The following is a 23236-nucleotide window of genomic DNA, read 5'->3' as shown; positions in this document are numbered from 1 at the left end:
CGTTCTTCCGGCTCTTCTATTTAAAAGATAGAGTTTTCTTCATCGTTAGGAATATTCGCTGTATCATCGACTCCATTGCGTTCATCTTTATAAGATAGAATCGTAATGAGATCTTCTCTATTTAACATATGGAGGATATTAGAGTTTTGGGTAGAGATAACCTTATCCAATAGGCGAATTTTCTTTTCAATGAGGTAGTGAATACGTTCTTCTAACGTATCCTCAGTCATGAGCTTGTAGATAAATACTGTATTTTTCTGTCCTATTCTATGAACACGATCTAAAGCTTGGTTTTCTTTAGCAGGATTCCACCAGCGATCGTACATAATGACGACGTTACCGGCGGTAAGGTTAATGCCTGTTCCTGCGGCGAGTAGGGAACCTACGAATACGCGACATTCAGGATCTGTGGTGAAGTATTCGATCTCTTCTTTTCTATTTAAGGATTTTCCTTGAATAGAGGCATATTTCACGCCGATCTCTTCAAGATACAGCATGATAATACGAATCATATGGATGTATTGTGAGAATACAACAACTTTATATCCCGAGGATAAGGACTCATGGAGAAGGCGTACAAAAGCATTCCATTTTCCGGATTCGTGTTCTCGGTATTTATCGGGATTTTTGAAGAAGATTGCTGGATGATTGCAGATTTGTTTTAAGTGATTCAATAAGGCGAATACGTGGAGGTAGTTGACAGTTTGTTCTTCTGGAGATTCCAGCTGTTGAATCTGCGCTTTTTCTCTCTTCAATGTAGACTGGTAGAGCTTTTTTTGCTCTGGAGATAACGTACAAGGAATTATCGATTCTACTTTTTCAGGAAGCTCAGGAAGGACAAGCTTTTTCGTTCTTCTTAAAATGAAAGGCCGAGTTAATTTGAGTAATAGATCTTGTGAAGGGATAATCTCATCATCTATTTCTGCAGGTGTTTTCTTTGTAAATAGCTTCTTAAATAAAGCATCCGACGGGAGGTAGTTGGGGAGAATGATATCCAAGAGACCTTTGAACTCAAGAAGGTTATTTTCTATAGGGGTTCCTGTTAAGCCTAATTTCATTTGAGAATCTAAGCGACAGAGAATCTTATGAATTTGGCTATTTTTATTTTTTGCCATGTGGATTTCATCAAACACGGTTACCGTAAATGAAACCTTATAAAATTTGGCGTAATTTTGCCTTAGAGTGCCGTATGAAGTAATAATGACATCAGTAGGAGGAAGATTTTCAGGTTTATTAGGACCATGAAAAGCAAAAATACTTACTGTAGGTAAGTGTGTTGCTAACGTGTGTTCCCAATGAGGCAGCACGCTTGTTGGACAGACAATAAGAAATTTTGGTCGTTCTGTAGGCTCTGCCGATTGGAAGACAATATCCAATAATGCTGTGGCTTGGTGAGTTTTCCCTAATCCCATTTCATCACAAAGTAATCCAGATAGACGGTGGTTATATAAGAACCATAACCACAATAAGCCGCTATTTTGATAAGGGCGGAGTTTGTGATCTGTAGAGAATAGACTTTGTGGAATAGGCGGTAGACATGCTGCTTTAAGCTGAGAGAAAAATGCTAAATCAGATGCGCTCGCGCTAATGTGTTCATGAGTAGATAGAGGTGCTAAAGCATCTAATTTGAAGATATCTGTAACCGTTGCGATTACAGTATTTTCAGGGATGAGACATTTTTGCGCCGAGATAAATTGTTTTAAGAATTGAAAGAGGCAATGCTGGAAACTTAAAAATCCCGCCTTAGTGAAAACAAAAGCCTTTTTGTTTTTTAACGCCTGCAGCACGATGCCCAGCGGTATAGAACCAATATTTGTCTTGAGTTCTAGATGTAGATGTAGAGGTGACGATGGATGCGGTCGTGTTATGGACAATATGACCAGTTCAAATGTTACCGGAGGACAAAGCTGCGGATCTGTGAAGACAAGCTTATCATTCTGGGAATTTTGATTTATAAAATCCGGAACTTGTTCAGCGGGGATTTTTCTAGGGAGTGAGCATAAGGGTTGTAAGGGAGTAGGAAGTAGGTTAAAACCGAGATTTTCCCGATAAAGGAAAACGCCAAATAGGCGGCAATTTTCTTCTTCCAAACCTTGAAATACAGGTTTTAAATACAACCCTGAACCTTTTGTTTCTTTGTGCACTTCAAAGAAAAGGTTTTTCAAAGGTGGTGTAGGAGCAAAGAAATTAGGGATCGTTCGTAAAACAACTTCATGCTTCATAATGAAGTTAGGAATGTGATCCGCTTCTACAATCAAACCATCCTGAATTTCTAAGTCAGCTTTTCTTTGTAAGAAGAATCCTTGTCCGGAATAGTATGTCCACGGGCCATAATGAATGTCTATAGCTGCGGGATTTCCTGTGTTGTAATGGAATAACAAAACACCCTGTTGTGTAATGTTATAGGTTAATTGGCCTTCAGGAATGCGATCGGTAAATACCTCAAATCCCGGTTCGCGAATTAACATACCTTCATTATTTAAAAACTCTTCAACCTGATCTGCTTTAATAACAAATGAGATTTGGGGAGAGAGTAAACCTACAACTGTGAATAACCCTTTTTCAGGAACATAACAAAAATCAGGATAGATTAATTTCCCATTCTCTAGATCTCCAGGAGTGTCTAAATATGCCGAAAAGGAAATAGAAGAGTCTCTTAAGAAATGAATAGAATAACGAATAGGACGTTCTTCAGAATCGTAATGTAGCAGTGCTAATATTTGTTTTTTCAGCGTTTCAGGAAGGAGGGAGATCAGATAAATAGAAACGAAGGTTTCTTTTGAGGGAAGAATAACCTGTTGAGACCCTGCTATATAGCCAATAGAGCCTATTTCGGTTATAGGTTGATTTGCATGATCGTGCGCGATAGGTTCAACGGTGAAGTATATTTTGGATTCTTCAGGAGCTACGCGTACTTTCGTTATAGAAAAATCACTGTAATTTCCGGGGAGAGATGTTTGAGAGAAATTAATCTTTGGGAATAGATTTTCCAAAGTAGAGAAATCTAAAATCTCTCCTTTTAAAGAGATGCCTTCCCATTGCATTGCAAATTGCGTAGGGAAACCCTGACTATTTTCAATAAGATCTAAACGTGCTCCTGCTTCAGAAAAGAAGAAAAACTGTTTTGCTACGCGATATAAAACAGACTGAGGGAAAGTTTTCTTTGTATAAGTTTTAGGTTCTGGAGTTTGATGAATGATAGGCAACCATTCTGTAAAAGCCTCCGAAGATAACGCAGAAATCTCTAATGTTATGTGGGGAGATGTTATAGAATACTGTCGGTCACCATCAGCATGCAACTGCGCCTCTTCTAGAAATAACTTCAAGAACAATGCATGCCAAAAAGATATGTCAAATTTATGATGTAGAGGTAGCCACCCGTGAGCATCATAGGCAGAGAAAAAAGCGGTCATTAAATGAACGCAACAATCCCCATCAGGGCAACTACAAGAGGCAAAAGTTAGATTGTCAATATCACTAAATCTCAGTGTGCTGAGCCAATTCCCATCAGGAGAATCTTCATCAGGGATGCGGATATTGTAACAATCTCCAGAAAAATCTAAAGCGATGTCTTGGCGATTCGTAGCGAGATAATCTATCGCTGTTTGACGAAAGCCAGCTAAAGCGTTTAAAACCATAACGTTATGCTAGTTAGCAAATACAGGCGTTATCTCAACTCACTAATCGTAAAATAATCGTAAGAGAGAGGGTTAAATAAAACAAAGCTTGGACGTGTCGGAAATTCCACAACTTATAAGCAATACTTCCGCAAGTCAAAGCGATTAATGCAGGGTAACTTAGCTGTAGTAGGGGCAATAGAAGGAGACTGATATTTTCAAAGTTTAAAATAGAAATTAGGTAGGAGGGTATCAGAGTGAAAATTACTGCATTAGAATACGTCATTCTTTTCGATGAGATAATGCGGGCTAAGAAGTCAGCAATAATCCCAACTAAAGCAATCTCTGTGGTCAAGCAAGCAACAAACACACATACACCAGTCAATAAACTATTGGGTCCAAGAGCAATAGCAGAAATTTTTCCTAGAATTTGTCCTTTATTTACATGGGTTAATAAACCTGCATGCCGAGAAGCACATAGGGAAAACCCTAAATAAATGATTCCAAGAAGAGCCGCAGCTAAAGCAAAAGCTAAACCTAAAGTGCGTTTGTCTTTTTTACTGATTTTTTGAAAGTTTAAAGGTATTTCATCACTAGCATCTCCATTTACTATCATTTGTCGTATAGAAATTAATACAATGGAGCAGAAGAAGAAAGCTGCAAGAAGGTCCATAGTATTGAAGCCTTCTGCAATTCCAGCTACCCAAGCTTGTCGAGCATTTGCAGATTCTAAGAAACTGGGGTTTGCAGGAATAGTCAATCCTTTAAAAATTATCCAAAGCAATGTGACTAACATAATGGGGAAAAATACAGACCCCAGCCATTGGATGAGTTTACTAAGTTTACATGTGAATAGATAGATCAAAACACAACAAATCAAACTGAAAATATGTAGATTGGGGAGTAATGTTGTTTTTGAATCAGATAGAGATGCTAAAGTTGCATGTGATACAGCAATAGCTCTAGGTATCCCCCCAAAGGGACCTATTAAACATAAAATTGCTATAATGAAAACCATCCCAGGAATCTTTCCAATAGAGGAAAAAAAACTTTTGTAGTCTCCCGAATACAATAGCATACTAAACAAACCTAATAGAGGAACACAAACCGCAGTAAGTATCATTCCGAAACAGGCGAACCAAGGATGCGAATGGTAGTGATAACCCAAGGCTAGAGGAAATACTATATTGCCTGCTCCAAAGAACATAGCAAAAATAGACCCTCCAATCGACCAAACAGAGAGCTCTTTTTTAGAGCTGGCCCTATTAGAAGCGTTTTTATTCATTATATTAAAAATTGCGATATCGAAGTAGTAAGTAATTTCCCAGTTTAAAAGATTTCTCCGTTAGAAAGCAAAGTAAATTTCATCCTCGATATATACAGAGAGAAAGCTTTATGGGGAATCGTTTCTGTTTTCATAAACAGAAGCTCCTATTTCTTAAGGAATTTAGTTTGTTTTTCTAGAGAGATCTCTTAAGTGCGAGCATATCCTGCACGTATTCACATCATGATGGAGAGCCGGACAGTAGTTTCTGGCGTAGTAGATGAGTTGTAAATGAAGTTTTGGAGAATTCATATCTCCAAAGAACCTGACAAGATCTTTTTCTGCTGCTGAAGGGCTCCGCTTATTAGAGATGCCCCAACGTTGGGCTAGTCTCAAGATATGTGTATCTACTGGGAAGGTTGCCATATTGTAAATAATTCCAAGAAAGACGGATGCTGTTTTTCTCCCCACTCCAGGTAATTTAGTTAACAATTCCAAAGAAGCTGGGGGTTCGCCACGATATTTTTCTGAAATGATTTTTGATAAATCGTGAAGATATGCAGCCTTTCTCTTGCCAAGGCCACAAGGAGAAATAATAAAGTATAACTTGTCTAAGGGAAGTTTTGCTAATGCTTGCGCATCAGGTGCTGCCGAAAATAATTCCGGTGTTACAGAATTTACAGCCTTATCGGTAGAGTTCCCTGAAAGCAAAATAGCAACGAGTAGCTGAAATGGAGTTTCCCACCCCGTTAAAGATGGCTTCGGATTTGGGAAGAGATCGTTTAATGTAGAAATGATAAAATTTTTAATAAGAGTTTTATTTTCCAATGCAAAACCTGCTAAAAATTTCTCCTAATATCGTTTCATTAACTTCAGATCCGGAAAGGTTCCCAGTAGCTTGTAGAGCTTGTCGGAGCTCTAGAGCAATAAGTTCGGGAGGGAGTTGGGCTAGCAAGCCTTCTTTAGCCGAGAGCAAATACGAACGCATCTGTTGCAATATGGTATGATGTCGAGAAGAAACAAGAAAGACTTTTGCGTTCTTTCCTAGCTGTTGTTGTTGCATCCATTTTTGGATAAATTGTTTGAGTTCAAAAATTCCTTCCCCTGTCTTTGCAGAGATAGCTAGTTGGGGGAGCGAAGTATCGAGTTGTGGTGGTGATGCAAGATCGGATTTATTCCAAAGAAGGAGGGAAGGTTTTTGAAATAAAATTTCTGGAAGAGAGGGCGGAGGTTGCGTAGCATCCATAACCCAAAGAATTCCTTCAGATTGTTCCATGGCAGAAATTGCCCGTTCGATGCCCTCTTGTTCGACAAGATTATCAGTTTCTCGTTGTCCTGCAGAATCTATAAGACGGATACGCTTTCCTTGTAGCGTCCAGTTTTCTTCTAATATATCCCTTGTAGTTCCAGGAATATCGGTAACAATAGCGCGATTTTTATTCGTTAGGGCATTAAGAAGAGAAGATTTTCCTACATTAGGGTGGCCTGCAAGAACAATACTCGTCCCTTGAGCGAGGCGCTGCCCTTCATCGAAACTCGATATAAGATCCTCAATAATGAGCATGGCTTCGTTTAATCTTTGCTTAGGAACGTCCATATCAGGCTGTTCTTCCTCCGGAAAATCGGCAAGAACTTCAATGAAAGCTAAGGATTCGACAATCAATGAAGAAATCAGCTGAATTTTTTTAGAAAAATGCCCTTGGAAATGGTTCTGAGCAATAAAAAATGCATCTAAGTTGTCAGCGGCAATAATGTTTTGAATGGCTTCCGCTTGGATAAGATCTATTTTCCCGTTTAAAAAAGCTCGTTGAGAAAATTCTCCAGGGAGAGCAGGCCGAGCCCCTTCGGATACCAAAGCCTCTAGGATTTGAGAACAAGAGAAGTAGCCGCCATGGCATTGTAGCTCAATAACGTCTTCTCCAGTAAATGAGCGTGGGGCGCGCATGATTAACAAAAGTACCTGATCAATCTGACGGTCTTTATGATTTACTATTCCCAGATGAGCGGTGTGTGAGGCAAAAGACGGTACGGATCCTGAGAATATTTTATCTGTGATTTGAATAGCTTCCGGGCCCGATATACGAACTATAGCGATGCTTCCCTCTCCCGGGGGAGTAGCTATAGCTGCAATAGTATCGTTTTTGATCATAAAAAACGGATGAAAATTGAACTAACTTGAGAGATAGGATATCAGGTTTCATATTAAAGATGTAGGCAGGTTTTTTAATGATTTCTATTTAATTAGTTTGGAATATTTTTAATAACTTTTTATAGTCGCCTGTTTGATCTTACAGATCGAGGGCAAGTGAAAAAACTGCAGTATATTGACCGTTCCACTAATCAAAGAGTAACGGAAGTGGTGTGTTATGAAAAGACTATGATGTTTCTATACACCTCTAGATTAGGGAAAGGCGTGTCCACGCTATTATCGAGAACCCCATTTTTATCTCGTCTTTATGGCTGGATTCAAAAACGTTCTTGGACACGTAAAAAGATCCCAGGGTTTATCAAGAAAAATCGCATCTGTACAAAAGAATTTAAAAAATCTATTTCCGAGTTTACCTCTTTCAATGATTTTTTTACCAGAGAGCTGCGCCCGGAAGCACGGCCTATTGCTCGGGGGGACGATATCTGCGTCACGCCTGTCGATGGGGCGTATTTGATTTATCCAAACATCGCCGAGTTCGGGGAGTTTGTTGTTAAATCTAAGCGATTCTCTCTTTCGAAATTATTAGGCGATGCTAAGCTTGTTGAGAAATACGCCTCTGGCAGTGTAGTTTTTGCTCGGTTAGCTCTTTTCGATTACCACCGTTTTCATTTCCCCGTAGACTGTTTGGCAGGACCGACGCGGAACATTAACGGTTATTTATTTTCTGTACACCCCATGGCGCTGAAAGATAATTTCAATATTTTTTGCGAGAACAAGCGTACGTTAACTGAACTGAAAACAGAGAAGTTCGGAGACGTGCTTTATTTGGAGGTGGGAGCATTAAATGTTGGTTCCATTGTTCAGACCTACACGGCAGAAAAAAAGTATTCTAAAGGCAATGAGAAGGGCTTTTTTGAAATCGGAGGGTCTACTGTAATCGTGTTGTTTGAACCAGGAGTTATTCAGTTTGACGCAGACTTATTGAAGAACTCGCGGATGGGATTAGAAACACGTTGCCTTATGGGGCAGTCTTTAGGGCGTTCTTTGAGAGAATAATTTTAAAGACTTTAAAGGTTTTTTTTGGTATTGCAAAGAGAGAGAAAAGTGCAAATTGGCGAATTATGTGGCTAGTCACCCTATGGGCTTTAGTTGCAAGTTTGACGGTAGCTTTAGTTTTTAAAGTCTATAGTCATATTTCCCGTTTCCGTCGTTATGCGGCGCAGATTATTCGAGAAGTTCATCTGAGCATGGAATTGAAAGAATGGTCTGTTGCTGAACAAAAGCTCCTGCCCATTTTAAAAAAGCGTTCCTACCGTCGTCAGTGTTTATTTGATTACATGCGTATTCTTCGCGGTATGAATCGCTTTGATGAGGTAGAAAAGCTATTAGCCGAAGCTCAAAAGTTAAATTTGAGAGGCCCTCAATTTTTATTAGAGATTGCTTACAAGGCTTATCGTCATGGAGCATATAAAGAGTCTTGCCAAGCCTTTTCTTTGATTGCGAAAGATCTATTCGAAGAACAAGATGCTGCAAAGTATGCATCTGCTTTGGTGCATGTAGGACATTTGGATGCTGCGTGTAGTATTATTGAGCCTTGGATTTCTCCTTTATCCCATCAAGAGACCTACATTACCGTTGGGGATATTTACTTCACGTCAAAGCGCTATCAAGATGCTATAGAGTTTTATAATCGCGCTTATGCTTTAGGCCCCTGTCCTGTAGAAGTTACCTATAACTTAGCGCATTCTTCTCGTATTTGTGGTAACTATATTGAAGCAGGGAAGCTATTTCGCAAGTTATTATCCGAGCCAAGCTATAGAGAAGAGTCTTTATTTAACATTGGTTTGTGTGAACAAAGACAAGGTCGATCGAGAAAGGCATTACTTATCTATCAAAGTAGTGATTTATGGTCTCGAGGAGATGCCTTGTTAATGAAACATGCAGCTTTCGCTGCTATGGATCAAAATGATTACTCACTAGCTGAGTACTGTTGGAATTTGGCATTCCAATGCGCTGCATACGCTGAAGATTGGCAATGTGGTTTAGGCTATGGATTTAGCTTATGTTGTTTAAAAAAATATTCTGATGCTGAAAAGATGTATCTTAAAGTCATTCAGAAAAATCCTTCCTGCCCTACAGCATGCAAAGCTTTAGCATGGCTTTCAGGAGTTGGATACGCTTCAATAGTAACAGCAGAAGCTGGCTTAGAGTATGCAAAAAAGGCTCTCCAGTTAAATCATTCCTTGGAGACTCTAGAACTATTAAGTGCCTGCGAAGCTCGTTCGGGAAATTTTGATGCTGCTTATGAAATACAAGCGTTTTTATCGGCTCAAGATGTTTCTTTAGAGCAAAAGAAGCGCCGCTCGCAAATTATGCGTAACTTACGCCAGAAGTTACCTTTGAATCATCAGCATATTGTAGAAGTAGATACGCTACTTGCTGCTTAAATTCTTTTTTTTCATTTCTCTGTCTTTATAACAAAAGTTTTTTATCTCTTGTTCAGGAGAAAGAAGAATACAAGCAAGGGAACTTTTGTTCCTTTTATTCACTGGAATCGAGTATGGTATTGACAGATGAGTTCACGTAGGAATTAATAGATTATTTTCCAAGCAATTATATTGAATTAAGCGACGTATGTTAGATTTTCTTAAACGTTTCTTTGGATCTTCTCAAGAGCGTACCTTAAAAAAATTTCAAAAACTTGTGGATAAGGTAAATCTCTATGATGAGATGCTTGCTCCTTTGTCCGATGAGGAGTTGCGTAATAAAACAGTAGAGTTAAAAAAACGCTATCAGGAAGGCGAATCCTTAGACGATATGCTTCCCGAAGCTTATGCCGTTGTTAAAAACGTATGTAGGCGTTTAACAGGAACCCCTGTAGAAGTTTCTGGTTATCATCAGAATTGGGACATGGTTCCCTATGATGTTCAGATTCTCGGTGCCATAGCTATGCATAAAGGCTTTATCACTGAGATGCAAACAGGCGAGGGGAAAACTCTTACAGCAGTTATGCCTTTATATTTGAATGCTTTAACAGGCAAGCCTGTGCATTTGGTCACAGTTAACGACTACCTTGCTCAAAGGGACTGTGAATGGGTTGGCTCTATATTGCGTTGGTTGGGTTTAACTACCGGAGTATTGATCGCAGGTTCTCCTTTAGAAAAACGAAAAGAAATCTATCGTTGTGACGTCGTTTACGGCACAGCATCGGAATTTGGATTCGATTATCTTAGAGATAATTCTATAGCAACTTCTGTTGATGAGCAGGTAGGCCGTGGCTTCTATTTTGCTATTATTGATGAAGTAGATTCAATTTTAATTGATGAAGCAAGAACTCCTTTAATTATTTCCGGACCTGGAGAGAAACATAATCCTGTTTATTTTGAGCTTAAAGATAAGGTTGCTGGATTAGTTCAATTGCAAAGGGAACTATGCAACCAATTAGCTCTTGAGGCTAGAAGGGGATTAGAACTTTACTTAGACATGGATATCCTTCCTAAGGATAAAAAAGTTGTCGAAGGGATCTCTGAATTTTGCCGTAGTTTATGGTTGGTTAGTAAGGGAATGCCTTTGAATCGTGTTTTACGTAGAGTACGTGAACACCCAGATTTGCGCGCTATGATTGATAAGTGGGATATTTATTATCATGCTGAGCAAAATAAGGAAGAGAGTATAGAGCAGTTATCTCAACTTTATATCATTGTTGATGAGCACAATAATGATTTTGAATTGACAGACCGCGGTATGCAGCAGTGGGTTGATAAGGCCGGAGGCTCTGCTGAAGATTTTGTCATGATGGATATGGGGCATGAATACTCTCTCATAGATAGTGACGAATCTCTCTCTCCAACAGATAAAATTAATAGAAAAATTGCCGTTTCTGAAGAAGATACTCAAAGAAAAGCTCGTGCACATGGTTTGCGACAGCTCTTGAGAGCGCAACTTCTTATGGAACGTGATGTGGACTATATTGTCCGTGATGATCAAATTATCATTATTGATGAGCATACAGGTCGTCCACAACCTGGTCGTCGTTTTTCTGAAGGCCTCCATCAAGCAATAGAAGCAAAAGAACATGTCACCATCCGTAAGGAATCACAAACTTTTGCGACGGTAACTTTACAGAACTTCTTCCGTCTTTATGAAAAGCTTGCAGGTATGACCGGAACAGCGATTACCGAATCTAAAGAATTTAAAGAGATTTATAATCTATACGTTTTACAAGTACCTACATTTAAAACGTGCTTACGTATAGATCATAATGATGAATTTTATATGACAGAGCGTGAGAAGTATCATGCGATCGTTAATGAAATTGCTCGTGTGCACAAAGAGGGTAATCCTATTCTTATAGGGACAGAGTCTGTTGAAGTCTCTGAAAAGCTTTCTCGTATTTTGAAACAGAATCGCATAGATCATACGGTTTTAAATGCGAAAAATCATGCTCAAGAAGCGGAGATTATTGCTGCAGCTGGGAAGCTAGGTGCTGTTACTGTTGCTACAAATATGGCGGGTCGTGGAACAGATATTAAGTTAGATGAGGAAGCTGTAGTCGTTGGTGGTCTTCATGTTATTGGTACAAGCCGCCATCAGTCTCGACGTATTGATCGGCAGTTACGTGGACGTTGTGCCCGTTTAGGAGATCCTGGTGCTGCGAAGTTCTTCTTATCTTTTGAAGATCGTTTAATGCGTTTATTTGCTTCGCCGAAGTTAAATGCTTTGATTCGACATTTCCGTCCTCCTGAAGGAGAGGCAATGTCAGATCCTATGTTTAACAAGCTGATTGAAACTGCTCAAAAGCGTGTTGAAGCAAGGAATTACACGATTCGAAAACATACTCTAGAGTATGACGATGTTATGAATAAGCAAAGACAAACCATCTATGCTTTTCGTAATGAGATTATACGTTCTGAGGATGTCTTCCCCTTAGCTAAGGAAGCGATCTATCATGTGTCGTTAATGATAGCTTCATTGATTACAAGTCGTAACCACCCTACGGGCCACTCTCTTCCTAATTTAGAAGAGTGGATGAACTATTCCTTCCCTATAAAGTTAAATCTTGATGAGTTGCGTAAGTTAACAACTTTAGACGCTATTGCAGAACAAGTAGCGGAAGATTTGATAGAAGTTTTCCAAAATAAGTTTTCTTCTATGGTGGAGGAAATCACTACAGCTGCTGGAGATGATGTTGATGCTAAAGGTATTTGTAGAGACATCATACGTTCAGTAATGATTATGCATATCGATGAGCAATGGAAAATTCATCTTGTAGATATGGATTTACTGCGTAGTGAAGTAGGTTTACGTACGGTGGGTCAGAAAGATCCTCTAATCGAATTTAAACACGAGTCATTCTTACTATTTGAAAGTCTTGTTCGAGATATTCGTATTGCCATTGTAAAACATTTATTCCGTCTAGAGTTAACTATGACTAGGGAACAAAGACCGCAAAACGTGATTCCTGTTGTTGCGACATCATTCCAAAATGATGAGAACTTTGGTCCTATGGAATTAACTGTTATCAGTGATGCTGACGACGACGAATAAGAAAGAGCTTTTAGGGCTGGGCTAGCTTCCAGCCTTTTCCCCTTTCCAATGCATAATTTTAAATGAATGTGGACCACTCAGACCATGCATCTCCATCATGGTGGCGTATCCAAAATGTTCTATGATTATCCCCAATCAGAAACTGTACATGATGATCGCGATTACGAGTCGTCATGCAAATAATAATGTTATTTAAGGATTCTGAACCTTTAGGGAAATCTTTAGGAGCATTTGCAAACGCTTCTACATTTGTAGTAAGAAGGAAATCGGATTCTAATAGAGAGTTAAAGTCGTAAGTTTTGCTTTCTATTGTTTTTGGAGGAATATTAAACCATAATTCCCAATCTCCTGTCAGGCAGCTACGTGTGTACGCGTGGTTATCATCACTGATATAGAATTGACGTATAACGCCTTTAAGGATAGATTCTCCAAGAACGATAAGGAGATCGCCGTTTTCCTTGTCTTCTTCAACATAAACTCCAGTTTCTTGGTATTTATCCAAGGAGAAAGCTTCTTCTGATTGATAGAGAAGTTCATCTAGTGAGTGGTGGTAATCAGCTTCTGATGCGTCATAATGATCATGGTTCATGGTTAAAGTCTCCAAGAAATAATTAATTTGTTATTATTATTTTTGTAATAATAATATTTTATTTTTTAAACAAATTAATTTGTTCTTTTCGTTTTTTCTTTGAATTCTAAATCAAAAGGTATCCCGTATAAATTAAAAGATGATTTTAAAGTATTTCTTAAATAACACTCGTAATGTTTAGTTAGTAATGATTTTGCATTAATAAATAATAAGAACTGGAAGGGTGTTGCCGTTTTATGAATGGCGTAGTAAATACGCAATCTTCTTCCATTAATTACTTGAGGATGATGTTTTTGTAGTGTTGAGGCGAGTGTTTTATTAACAACAGGTGTCGGTACTTTACTGGATACGGTTTCATAGAGCTCGTCAATTGATGAAAAGATATGACGTAGATTACGTTTTGTCGCTGCTGATATGCAGAGAATCCTAGATTGACCGATATAAACATCAGTAGCACGTAAATCGCGGATATAGTGCTCCATACGTACACCTTCTATCAGATCCCATTTGTTAACGAGGATGATATGAGGTTTCTTATGTTTAGATATTAAAGAAAGGATGCGCTTATCGTAAGAAGATAAATGATGTTGAGCATCAATGACTAGTAAGCAAACATCTGCGCGTGCTATAGCCTTTTCTGTTCTAGATGAAGAGATCCACTCTATAGAATTTTTTACACTTTTCATTTTTCTTAGACCGGCTGTATCTATAAATAGATACGAGCGGTCGTTATGAGAGTATAGAATATCGACGTTATCGCGAGTTGTCCCTGGGACATTGTCGATGATGCAGCGCTCTTCATTTAATAGTCCGTTAATAATGGAAGATTTTCCTACATTAGGACGACCAATAAGAGCAATTTTTAGAGGTTTATCTGGTGCTGATGTTGTAGAGAAGGGGATTTCTTCTTCTTCATAATCTGATAAAGGCTCTTTGGAGAGTAGTTCCATTGAAGGAACGGCTTCTTCTTCGACCTCTTCTTCTGAAAATTCTTCCACAACTTCAGGAACATTACCGAGAGTTTTAATTCTTTGTAAAAGCTTATCAATATGTTTGTCATGACTTGCTGATACAGCAAGAATCTCAGAGATTCCTAGTTTATATAATTCATGAATACGATGTTCATCTTTGAAAGTATCCGCTTTATTCGCGACGAGGATCAAAGGCTTGTTTAAAGGAAGCAGCATTTTGGCTAGCTCGGCATCTTGCTCCGTAATGCCACAGCGAATATCCACAACAAGCAGCAAAATATCTGCTTCGTTAGCTCCCGCTAAAGCCTGTTTGTAGATGTGCTTTTGGAAGTGATCTTCGGAATCCTTATCAACGCCCCCAGTATCAATTACTTGTACAGGAACACTCCATCCACGTATCTCTCCATATAGGCGATCTCGTGTTGTCCCTTCTTGGGAGTTGACAATAGCCAAAGATCGTTTGCACATGCGGTTGAAAAGAGAGGATTTCCCGACGTTAGGTCTTCCTAAAATAGCGATCCGTAGCATGATAAGCCAGTTAATCTCAGTTTTGAATAATTACAGAGAAAATAATAAAAGCTAAAAAATTAAATCTAAAGAAATAAAATCGATTGAGTGTTTAAGGGAGAAGTTTATTTTAAGATAAATCTTACTTCCAGAAGCCTTTTTCCTTTAGAAGCAATAAAATTTTTTCTTTGTCATGACACTCATTTTCTATAGAAAGTGTTTCAGCTTCCCTTAAAAGATCTCCGAGTAGTCGACCTGGTGCAATCCCTCTAGAAATAAGGTCTGGAGCAGAAACCAGGGGTGAAGAAGTTTTGATTCTTAAAATGAATTGTTCTAGGCGTGTTTCTAATTCTTGAACGCGAGCAATAAAATGCTGCTGTTTGGAAGGGTCTTTTTGGATTGCTGAAAATAGGGATAGAAATAGATGTGCTGTTGGTGAGGCTAAAAAATGAGCCCAAAAAACACGATTATTACTAATATTTTGAAATTGTGGAAGTGCTTGATACCATAGTTGTATTAGTTTTAAATCTTTGTTTGATACCCGTAGGCGGGTAAATGCTACGCAAGCGGCTTCTTCGCTGACTCCTTGAAATAGGGGGAGTAGGAAGCAAATTTCCGGAAATTCTAGGGGATTAAGTTTTTTGGCAAACTCGATATTGACTCGTAATAGGCTAGGGGGAACATCGCGAAGCTCTGGGAAAATCACGGTAATGATCTTCAGTTTTATCAATAAGGACAAGGCTTCATAAGGATTTTTTTTCAGCATTTTCCTTAGTTCTTGCCAGATTCTTTCCGGAGATACGGAATTTACTAGGGTGGGGGCTTCCTTAATAATCGCGCGTTCTGTAGCTGGGTCTAGAGAAAAGCCTAATGAGCTGCTAAAGCGTACGGCACGTAGTATACGGAGTTTATCTTCTGAAAAACGTAATTTAGGATGACCAATGGCACGTACAACGCGTTTTTCAAGATCTCTTCTTCCTTCAACAAGATCAAAGAGTTTCTCTTCAAAGGGATCATAATACATCCCATTTATTGTGAAATCTCGACGTAGGGCATCTTCTTTCATCGATGAAAATACAACGCGTTCGGGATGGCGTCCATCTTCATAATTTTCATCACTACGGAATGTGGCTACTTCAAATAAGCGGTTATTTTCTTTAACAACGATAATGCCGAAAGCAGCACCTAAGGATAAAGTGTCGGTAAAGATAGTAGAAACAATGACGGGGGGAGCATTGGTGGCAATATCGATATCCTCTATGGGTTTCCCCATGAGCATATCGCGAACGCAACCACCAACAAAATATGCTTGGTAACCAGAGTTACGCAATTTCAAGAGAATTTTTTTTGCAGCTTCTAGGGCGATCGTTGTCATTACATCCCTAAATAAAGAAGAGAAGAAATTTAAGCTATAGCTTCAGGAGTTCTTCTGATAATTACCGGAGCTTTATTCTCTAAGATTGTGTCTTCTTGAATCCTTATTGCCTCTACGGTAGGATCGGAAGGAATCTCAAACATCAGATCTCTGAGGAGGTTTTCCAAGATCATACCTAAAGCACGAGCTCCCGTTTTTGCCAGCTTAGCTTTTTTCGCTATAGCATATAGGGCATCTTTTTCGAATATCAACTTCACATTTTCTTCTGAAAATAGCTCGATATACTGTTTTACAATTGCATTTGTAGGTTCGGTAAGAATAGCGACAAGCTCGTCTAAAGAGAGCTCTTCGCAGTTAACGATGCAATTGAATCGACCAACAAATTCAGGGATCATACCAAAGGCAATAAGATCTTCTGTTTCTACTTTAGTAAGTAAATGATCACGATCTTCTTGTGAAAAATCTCCTAGATCGTCAGAAAATCCGATTGTAGTTTTTCCTAAACGTTTGGCAATAATTTTATCTAAATTGACGAAAGCACCACCAACAATGAAAAGAATATTCTCTGTATTTACACGGATATATTCTTGATTAGGATGCTTACGTCCTCCTTTAGGCGGAACGTTAGCAGTAGTTCCTTCTATAATTTTTAATAGCGCTTGCTGAACACCCTCTCCGGAAACGTCGCGAGTGATAGAAACGTTAGCAGTAGTTCTACCAATCTTGTCAATTTCATCGATGTAGATAATCCCACGTTCTGCTCTGGCAACATTATAATCAGCAGCTTGTAGCAATCTTAAAACAATGTTTTCCACATCTTCACCGACGTAGCCAGCTTCTGTAAGAGTTGTGGCATCAGCAATGGTAAAAGGCACATCTAAGATTTTTGCTAAGGTTTTAGCAATAAGGGTTTTCCCTGATCCTGTAGGGCCTAGGAGTAAAACATTGGATTTCCCATAGCTTACGTGTTTATTGTTTAATAACGCACGTATGCGCTTATAGTGGTTGTATACTGCCACAGCTATGGTTTTTTTTGCTCTTTCCTGGCCTACAACATATTTATCGATATGTTTTTTGATCTCTTTTGGAGTAAGAACTTGAAGATCCGAATGCTGAGGCGTAGTTTCTGTAGGCGTTCCTGATGATGGAGTAGAAGTAGGTTTCTTGTCTAAAATCCCTGAGCATAACTTGATGCAGTAATCACAGATATAAACAGAAGGACCTGCGATAAGTTTTTCCACATCTTTTTCAGAACGCCCGCAAAAAGAGCAAATAGTGAGATTTTTTTTGTTCATAATGACTCTCTAGGAGATAGTATCCTTATCTTTCGTGTCTTTTGCCGAAGAGACCACTTTATCAATTAGACCATAGGAGATAGCTTCCTCAGCTCCCATAAAGAAGTCTCTTTCAGAATCTTCTATGATTTTTTCTACAGATTGTCCTGTACACTCGGAAAGAATGTTTGCTAGGTGTTTTTTTAACGTTAGAATTTCTGCAGCTTGCAATTGAATATCTGCAGAGGTTCCTATAATCCCTCCTGAAGGTTGGTGGATCATCATCCGACTATGAGGTAAAGCATAACGCTTACCTTTAGTTCCTGCAGAAAGTAGCAGAGCTCCCATAGAAGCTGCTTGACCTATGCAATAGGTATTTACATCGCAACCTAAGAAACGAATAGTATCATAGATAGCTAATCCAGCTGTGATATATCCGCCAGGAGAGTTAATGAAAACTTTAATATCCTTTTTAGGATCTTCAGACATGAGGAAAAGCAACTGGGCAATAACGGTATTCGCGAGAGGTTCTGTAATTTCTTGGCCAATCATTACGATGCGATCTTTTAAAAGACGCGAATAAATATCCATGGCGCGCTCGCCACGACCTGTATCCTCGACCACATAAGGCACCAATGTCATTTGCATTTCCTCTCAAAATAGTTTCTTTCCCGCATATACATATAAGATGCGTAAAGGCAATACCAACAATATATACATTCATTTTTTATGCTTTTTTGTTTGGAAACAAGCCTACGCATTAAAATGTTGAATTCTATGTTTAAGACTTTCTTGGGTCAAGTGTTTTCCTCTAGCTAAATTACGCAGAGGGTGCTGTCGCTAATTCTTTCGCTTTGAGTAGAACTTTTTCCATAGCTTTATGGTAAGTTAAGCGATCGCGAGCAGTCATCACGAGTTCTTGCAAAGCTTCATTAGATATATCTCGAGGAGGCTGGGCTCCGTAACGCTCTCTAGAGCATACATCCATCATATATTGAAGTTCTTCACGGCTGATCACAAGCTTTTCATCTGTGAAAATCTTGTTTGCTAAGAAAAATAGTTTTAAAGTTTTTTTAGCGTCTGCTTCTGCTTCTTTTAATAAATCTGATTTTTTATCTTCCAACTCTTCATCGGAACAATATTGAATCAAACGAGCGTTGAGGAGTTTTTCTCTCGTTAGCATGGCTAAACGATCTTCTAACATAGATGTTGGAAGATCAAAATCGACAATGTTTGCTAGGGCATTTTCCGCTTCAGTAAAGCGTTGTTGATGCTGTTTGTCTTTTGCTTGATTTTCTAATTGAATGCGTAGCTTTTTCTTTAGATCTTCTAAAGATTCAGCTTGTAATTGACGAGCTTTCTCATCATCAAGTTCTGGAGCAACAACTTCAATGACTGCATTAACAGTAAAGGTTAGAACATCCCCATTTAAAAATGATTGGATGTCGGGAGAGGTAATGATTTCTGTGACACGATGACCCGAAGAAATTCCTAAAAATTTCGCTTTGAAAGAATCGGTCATTTCCTCTTCACAGAGTTTGAAATATTTATTTTCAAAGATTGCTGTAGGAGTTCCTTCTTCATTTTGTTTGGAAACATGAAGAGATAAGGAGATGAAATCTCCTTCTTGAGAAGGACGAGTTACAGGAGTTTTTGTAGCGAAGAAATAAGAGATATTCAGTAATCCCTTTTCTATTTCTTCATCAGTGATATCTTTTACAGGAGCTTCTTCTGTTAGAGATAGTTTGTCCCAAGAAATATCAGAAATTACAGGAAAGGCTTCGTAAGTGAAATCTACTTGTCCACCTTCGTTTAAATCTGCTTTTGCTACAGATGTAGACTTGATGGCTTGTGGAGAAAGAGGTCGTCGGTCTCCTACAGTAGATAAGGCTTGGTAAGCTGATTGAATCAATAATTGGTTTAATTCTCTTGTGACTTGGCTAGGATAACGAGAAACGATAATTCCATCAGGAGCTTTACCTTTGCGGAATCCTGGTAGAACAACATCTTTTTTTATTTTTTTTATAGCCTGTTTATGAAGTTTATCTAAGAGTTGCGGTGTGGTTTTTACTGTAGCAGAAACAACGCACCCTGATTGTTCTTCTAAATCAACAGAAAATTGCTCGTTAGAAAAATTTCGCGACACAAGACTACCTTTTGAAGCTTTTCTGGAAGGAAAAGCGGGTGATGAGGCTTGAACTCACGACCTTCACGTTGGCAACGTGGCGCTCTACCACTGAGCTACACCCGCAAGAAAAGTGATATTCTAGATATTTGATGAGTTTTTATCAATGACTAGTCAATTACAATAGTAATAGTTAGTGAAAAAATACAGCCTAAAACACAAGAGAAAGGGGCTGGTAAAATTTTTCATTGATTTAGCATGGGTAAACAGGTACAAGTAAGCTGATTCAATCAGAACTCCATAGTTTAGAGGAGCAATGCTTAATTTTCGCAAATTACGAAGGGATTTTACAGCTAATATTTTGCAAGATGGCAAGGAACTTTTTGACCAGGGAGCTGTGATTAATGCGAAGATCCTGTCAATGAATGGAGAGTCGGTGTGTATAGGAGCACAGGTTCGAGGTCTATACGACAACGTATATGAATGTGAAATAGAAGTTGATCGTTCGAAATCTGATACTATAGATTCTAACTGTGATTGCTCTTATAACTATGACTGTCAGCACATAGTAGCGCTACTGTTTTACTTAGAGAAATATTTCAATGAAATGGTGGTGGCCTACTCTCAGGAGGCTGATTTAGAGACGAATCAAGAAATAAATGAAGAAGTTAAGAAAGAGCTTCAAGAAACTTTTGTAGCTGCTGCAAGTAGGGAAGAAGAAAGAAAAGACCGTGCGCATCAAAAAGAAATCTTAAGTGAATACGTTCATGCAGCCAATGCGTTGAGTGCAAATCCATTTTTCCTTCCTCAGGAATATTTGGAAAAAAATTCTGCAGAACTTGCTGTTTTATTTGTTGCTTCTAATGACGAGGTATTCCGTCCGAATCAGCATGTGGAATTCCAATTAGTTTTACGTCTTCCTGGCCGTTCTAAGCCATTTTATATTTCAAATATTAAAACTTTCCTTGAAGGAGTTTTGTATCAAGAACCGATAATCCTTAATGGTCGTCGTTTCTTCTTCACAATGCAATCTTTCAATGTTTCCGATCGCAAACTTATAGATTTATTGATCCGTTATGTTCGTTATGCGAATCAAGCCCCTGAAGAAAAGTTATTGAAATCAGCCTATCTGACGTTGACATCATTAGGTGTGATTTTGGCAAAAATGTATGAACATCAGATGGCAGATCGTGGTGGGGGACAAGTCGGAGAGAAAGAAAGTTTTTCAGGTATGTTTTGTGGGAACCTTGAAGAACCTTTATATTGGTCGGCTTCTGCCGCTAAGATGAAGTTTGATTTAGATTTTTTCGATACCCCCTACAAGGCACTATTAATGACGCCATTAATTCTTGTGGATGATGAAACTCTTCAGCCTGAACAGGCGATTCTTTTAGAGTCTAATGTACCTGGAATTATCCACAATAATGTCTACCATCATTTTGCTCCTCAGATTCGACGAGCACATTTACGTTCTTTCTTAAGGCTGCGAGATATCACGATTCCGGAAGCTTTGTTCGGATCTTTCCGGGAAAATGCGCTTCCTGTGTTTAAGGAATACGCTGAGGTTTCTAATGTTGAAGTTTTAAATCCCTTTGTTACTCTTCCTTATGTTGAGGATATCCGTGGAGTCTGCAATATAAGTTATTTAGATGGGGAGTTAGAAGCGAAGTTACATTTTATCTATGATTCGCTCACGATTCCTGCGGCTTCGTTTGCTTTAAAATACCAAGATGTTCATGCGTTTATTCGTGATGATGGAATTTTAGCTAGGAATCTTGTTGAAGAACGTAAGATTACAGAAGAGGTTTTCTCAGGCTTTATTTATGACGAGCGCGACGGTGCTTTTCATGTAAAAAGTGAAAAGAAGATCGTGGAGTTTATGACAGAAACGATCCCGAATAATCAGCATAGGATTACATTTAACTGCCCTGAGACGCTCTCGGATCAATTTATTTATGATGAAACAGTCTTTGATCTTTCCTTTAAAGAGAGTTCAGAAGTTAATACTTATGAAGCCGAGCTCAAAGTTAATGGCTTACTGAAGGGAATTAGCTTAGACTTACTTTGGGATTGTATAAGTGCTAAAAAGCGTTTCCTAGAGTTGCCTAAGAAAGGCCGTAATGTAAAAACTCCTAGAAGGGGTAGAGCTTCTAGCACTACGAAACTTCCATGTATTTTAGTTTTAGATTTAGAAAAGATCTCTCCAGTTGTTCAGATTTTTAATGAAATAGGCTTTAAGGTTCTTGATAACTTTGTAGAAAAGTGTCCTTTATGGAGTTTGACAGGCATTTCTCCTGAGATTTTCAAAGGTTTACCAGTCAATTTTACAATGACGGATAAACTTGCTGAGATACAAAAGCAAATTCGTGGAGAAGTCGCTTTTGATTTCCAAGCTGTTCCTGAACAAATACAGGCGACATTGCGTAGTTACCAAACAGAAGGAATTCACTGGTTAGAGCGTCTTAGAAAAATGCATTTAAACGGTATTCTTGCTGATGATATGGGCCTTGGAAAGACCCTGCAAGCAATTATTGCCATTACACAAAGTAGATTAGAGAAGGGAAAGGGATGTTCTCTCATCGTCTGTCCAACATCCTTAGTATATAACTGGAAAGAAGAATTTCGCAAGTTCAATCCAGAATTTAAAACTATGATAGTGGATGGAATTCCTTCTCATAGACGTAGACAGTTGGCAGCTTTGTCGGAATATGATGTTGCTATTACTTCTTATAATCTGTTGCAAAAGGACATCGACACCTATAAGGATTTTGTCTTTGACTATGTAGTTTTAGACGAAGCCCATCATATTAAGAACCGCACGACGCGTAATGCGAAATCTGTAAAAATGATTCGTTCGGGACATAGGTTAATCTTAACAGGTACTCCTATCGAAAATTCTCTCGAAGAATTATGGAGCTTGTTCGACTTCTTGATGCCTGGTTTATTGAGTAGTTACGACCGCTTTGTTGGTAAGTATATCCGCACAGGCAATTACATGGGGAATAAGACCGACAATATGGTTGCTTTGAAGAAGAAGGTCGCGCCATTTATTCTTCGTCGCATGAAAGAAGATGTATTGGAAGATTTACCGCCTGTTTCAGAAATTCTGTACCATTGTCATCTTACAGATTCTCAGAAAGAGTTGTACCATTCGTATGCTGCTTCAGCGAAGAAAGAGCTTTCTCGTTTGGTTAAACAAGAAGGATTCGATCGTATACACATCCATGTTCTTGCAACGCTTACACGTTTAAAACAAATCTGCTGCCATCCAGCTATCTTTGCAAAAGATGTTCCTGAACCAGGCGATTCTGCAAAGTATGATTTGCTGATGGATCTTCTTTCTTCTCTTGTTGAGACGGGGCATAAAACGGTTCTCTTTAGTCAATACACCAAGATGTTAAGCATCATCAAAAAAGACCTAGAGGCTCGTGGAGTGCGCTTTGTTTATTTAGATGGTTCCACCAAGAACAGATTGGAGTTAGTCAATCAGTTTAACGAGGATCCGGGATTACTAGTTTTCCTGATTTCCTTAAAAGCTGGAGGAACAGGATTGAACCTTGTTGGTGCGGATACGGTAATTCACTATGATATGTGGTGGAACCCTGCTGTAGAAAATCAAGCTACCGATCGGGTGCATCGTATAGGGCAGAATCGCTCAGTGTCTTCATATAAGCTAGTTACGTTAAATACCATTGAGGAAAAAATTCTATCTCTTCAAAACAGGAAAAAGAGCCTTGTAAAGAAAGTGATCAACTCTGATGATGAAGTCGTTTCCAAGTTGACTTGGGAAGAAGTGCTAGAATTGCTACAGATATGAT

General features: G+C 38.7%; 14 protein-coding genes and 1 tRNA gene. 4 read left to right on the top strand and 11 right to left on the bottom strand.

Annotated features, from left to right (window positions below; translation table 11 throughout):
- Positions 1 to 20: 20 nt before the first annotated feature.
- From CCA_RS04685 to mnmE, 4 genes are all read right to left on the bottom strand, one after another.
- Positions 21 to 3638: a DEAD/DEAH box helicase gene (locus CCA_RS04685; protein ID WP_011006883.1), complete on the bottom strand. Its 3618-nt coding sequence runs from the start codon at positions 3636 to 3638 to the stop codon at positions 21 to 23.
- A 34-nt stretch (positions 3639 to 3672) separates the two neighbouring features.
- Positions 3673 to 4902 carry a branched-chain amino acid transport system II carrier protein gene (brnQ, locus tag CCA_RS04680; protein ID WP_011006882.1) on the bottom strand — a complete coding sequence of 410 codons (1230 nt, stop codon included), beginning with the start codon at positions 4900 to 4902 and terminating at the stop codon, positions 3673 to 3675.
- Between the two features lie 162 nt (positions 4903 to 5064).
- Complete coding sequence (locus tag CCA_RS04675) at positions 5065 to 5709, bottom strand: endonuclease III domain-containing protein (protein WP_011006881.1); 645 nt, start codon at positions 5707 to 5709, stop codon at positions 5065 to 5067.
- Positions 5699 to 7030 (bottom strand): tRNA uridine-5-carboxymethylaminomethyl(34) synthesis GTPase MnmE, encoded by a 1332-nt coding sequence (gene mnmE / locus CCA_RS04670; RefSeq protein WP_011006880.1) that lies wholly within the window; start codon positions 7028 to 7030, stop codon positions 5699 to 5701. The genes CCA_RS04675 and mnmE overlap by 11 nt, the downstream gene beginning before the upstream one ends.
- Before the next feature lie 156 nt (positions 7031 to 7186).
- Here mnmE and CCA_RS04665 point away from each other — a divergent pair, with 156 nt between their 5' ends.
- The 3 genes from CCA_RS04665 to secA all read left to right on the top strand — a co-directional run bounded on the left by CCA_RS04665 (position 7187) and on the right by secA (position 12577).
- A complete protein-coding gene (locus tag CCA_RS04665) occupies positions 7187 to 8086 on the top strand; it encodes a phosphatidylserine decarboxylase (protein ID WP_011006879.1) in 900 nt (299 codons plus the stop codon).
- A 65-nt stretch (positions 8087 to 8151) separates the two neighbouring features.
- Positions 8152 to 9477 carry a tetratricopeptide repeat protein gene (locus CCA_RS04660; RefSeq protein WP_011006878.1) on the top strand — a complete coding sequence of 442 codons (1326 nt, stop codon included), beginning with the start codon at positions 8152 to 8154 and terminating at the stop codon, positions 9475 to 9477.
- A 187-nt stretch (positions 9478 to 9664) separates the two neighbouring features.
- The gene (gene secA / locus CCA_RS04655) at positions 9665 to 12577 is read left to right on the top strand and encodes a preprotein translocase subunit SecA (protein ID WP_011006877.1); all 2913 of its coding nucleotides are present in this window, start codon (positions 9665 to 9667) and stop codon (positions 12575 to 12577) included.
- Between the two features lie 58 nt (positions 12578 to 12635).
- On the opposite strand, the gene CCA_RS04650 is transcribed toward secA, so the two are convergent.
- From CCA_RS04650 to CCA_RS04620, 7 genes are all read right to left on the bottom strand, one after another.
- Positions 12636 to 13166: a hypothetical protein gene (locus CCA_RS04650; protein ID WP_011006876.1), complete on the bottom strand. Its 531-nt coding sequence runs from the start codon at positions 13164 to 13166 to the stop codon at positions 12636 to 12638.
- A 74-nt stretch (positions 13167 to 13240) separates the two neighbouring features.
- The gene (der, locus tag CCA_RS04645) at positions 13241 to 14665 is read right to left on the bottom strand and encodes a ribosome biogenesis GTPase Der (protein ID WP_011006875.1); all 1425 of its coding nucleotides are present in this window, start codon (positions 14663 to 14665) and stop codon (positions 13241 to 13243) included.
- A gap of 121 nt (positions 14666 to 14786) precedes the next feature.
- The gene (locus CCA_RS04640) at positions 14787 to 16019 is read right to left on the bottom strand and encodes a CCA tRNA nucleotidyltransferase (protein ID WP_011006874.1); all 1233 of its coding nucleotides are present in this window, start codon (positions 16017 to 16019) and stop codon (positions 14787 to 14789) included.
- 29 nt (positions 16020 to 16048) lie between these two features.
- Entirely contained in the window at positions 16049 to 17314 is a 1266-nt protein-coding gene (gene clpX / locus CCA_RS04635; protein ID WP_011006873.1) for an ATP-dependent Clp protease ATP-binding subunit ClpX, read from the bottom strand.
- A 9-nt stretch (positions 17315 to 17323) separates the two neighbouring features.
- On the bottom strand, positions 17324 to 17935 hold the full coding sequence (locus tag CCA_RS04630) for an ATP-dependent Clp protease proteolytic subunit (RefSeq protein ID WP_011006872.1): 612 nt from the start codon (positions 17933 to 17935) through the stop codon (positions 17324 to 17326).
- A gap of 178 nt (positions 17936 to 18113) precedes the next feature.
- Positions 18114 to 19439, bottom strand: a complete 1326-nt coding sequence (gene tig / locus CCA_RS04625; protein WP_011006871.1) for a trigger factor — start codon at positions 19437 to 19439, stop codon at positions 18114 to 18116.
- A 33-nt stretch (positions 19440 to 19472) separates the two neighbouring features.
- Positions 19473 to 19544: transfer RNA gene (locus CCA_RS04620), tRNA-Gly, on the bottom strand.
- Between the two features lie 190 nt (positions 19545 to 19734).
- Here CCA_RS04620 and CCA_RS04615 point away from each other — a divergent pair.
- Positions 19735 to 23235, top strand: coding sequence for a DEAD/DEAH box helicase (locus CCA_RS04615; protein WP_011006870.1), 3501 nt, complete (start codon positions 19735 to 19737; stop codon positions 23233 to 23235).
- Position 23236 lies beyond the last annotated feature (1 nt).

Source organism: Chlamydia caviae GPIC (genome assembly GCF_000007605.1).
GTDB lineage: Bacteria > Chlamydiota > Chlamydiia > Chlamydiales > Chlamydiaceae > Chlamydia > Chlamydia caviae.
This window is presented reverse-complemented; position numbering and strand designations above follow the sequence as displayed.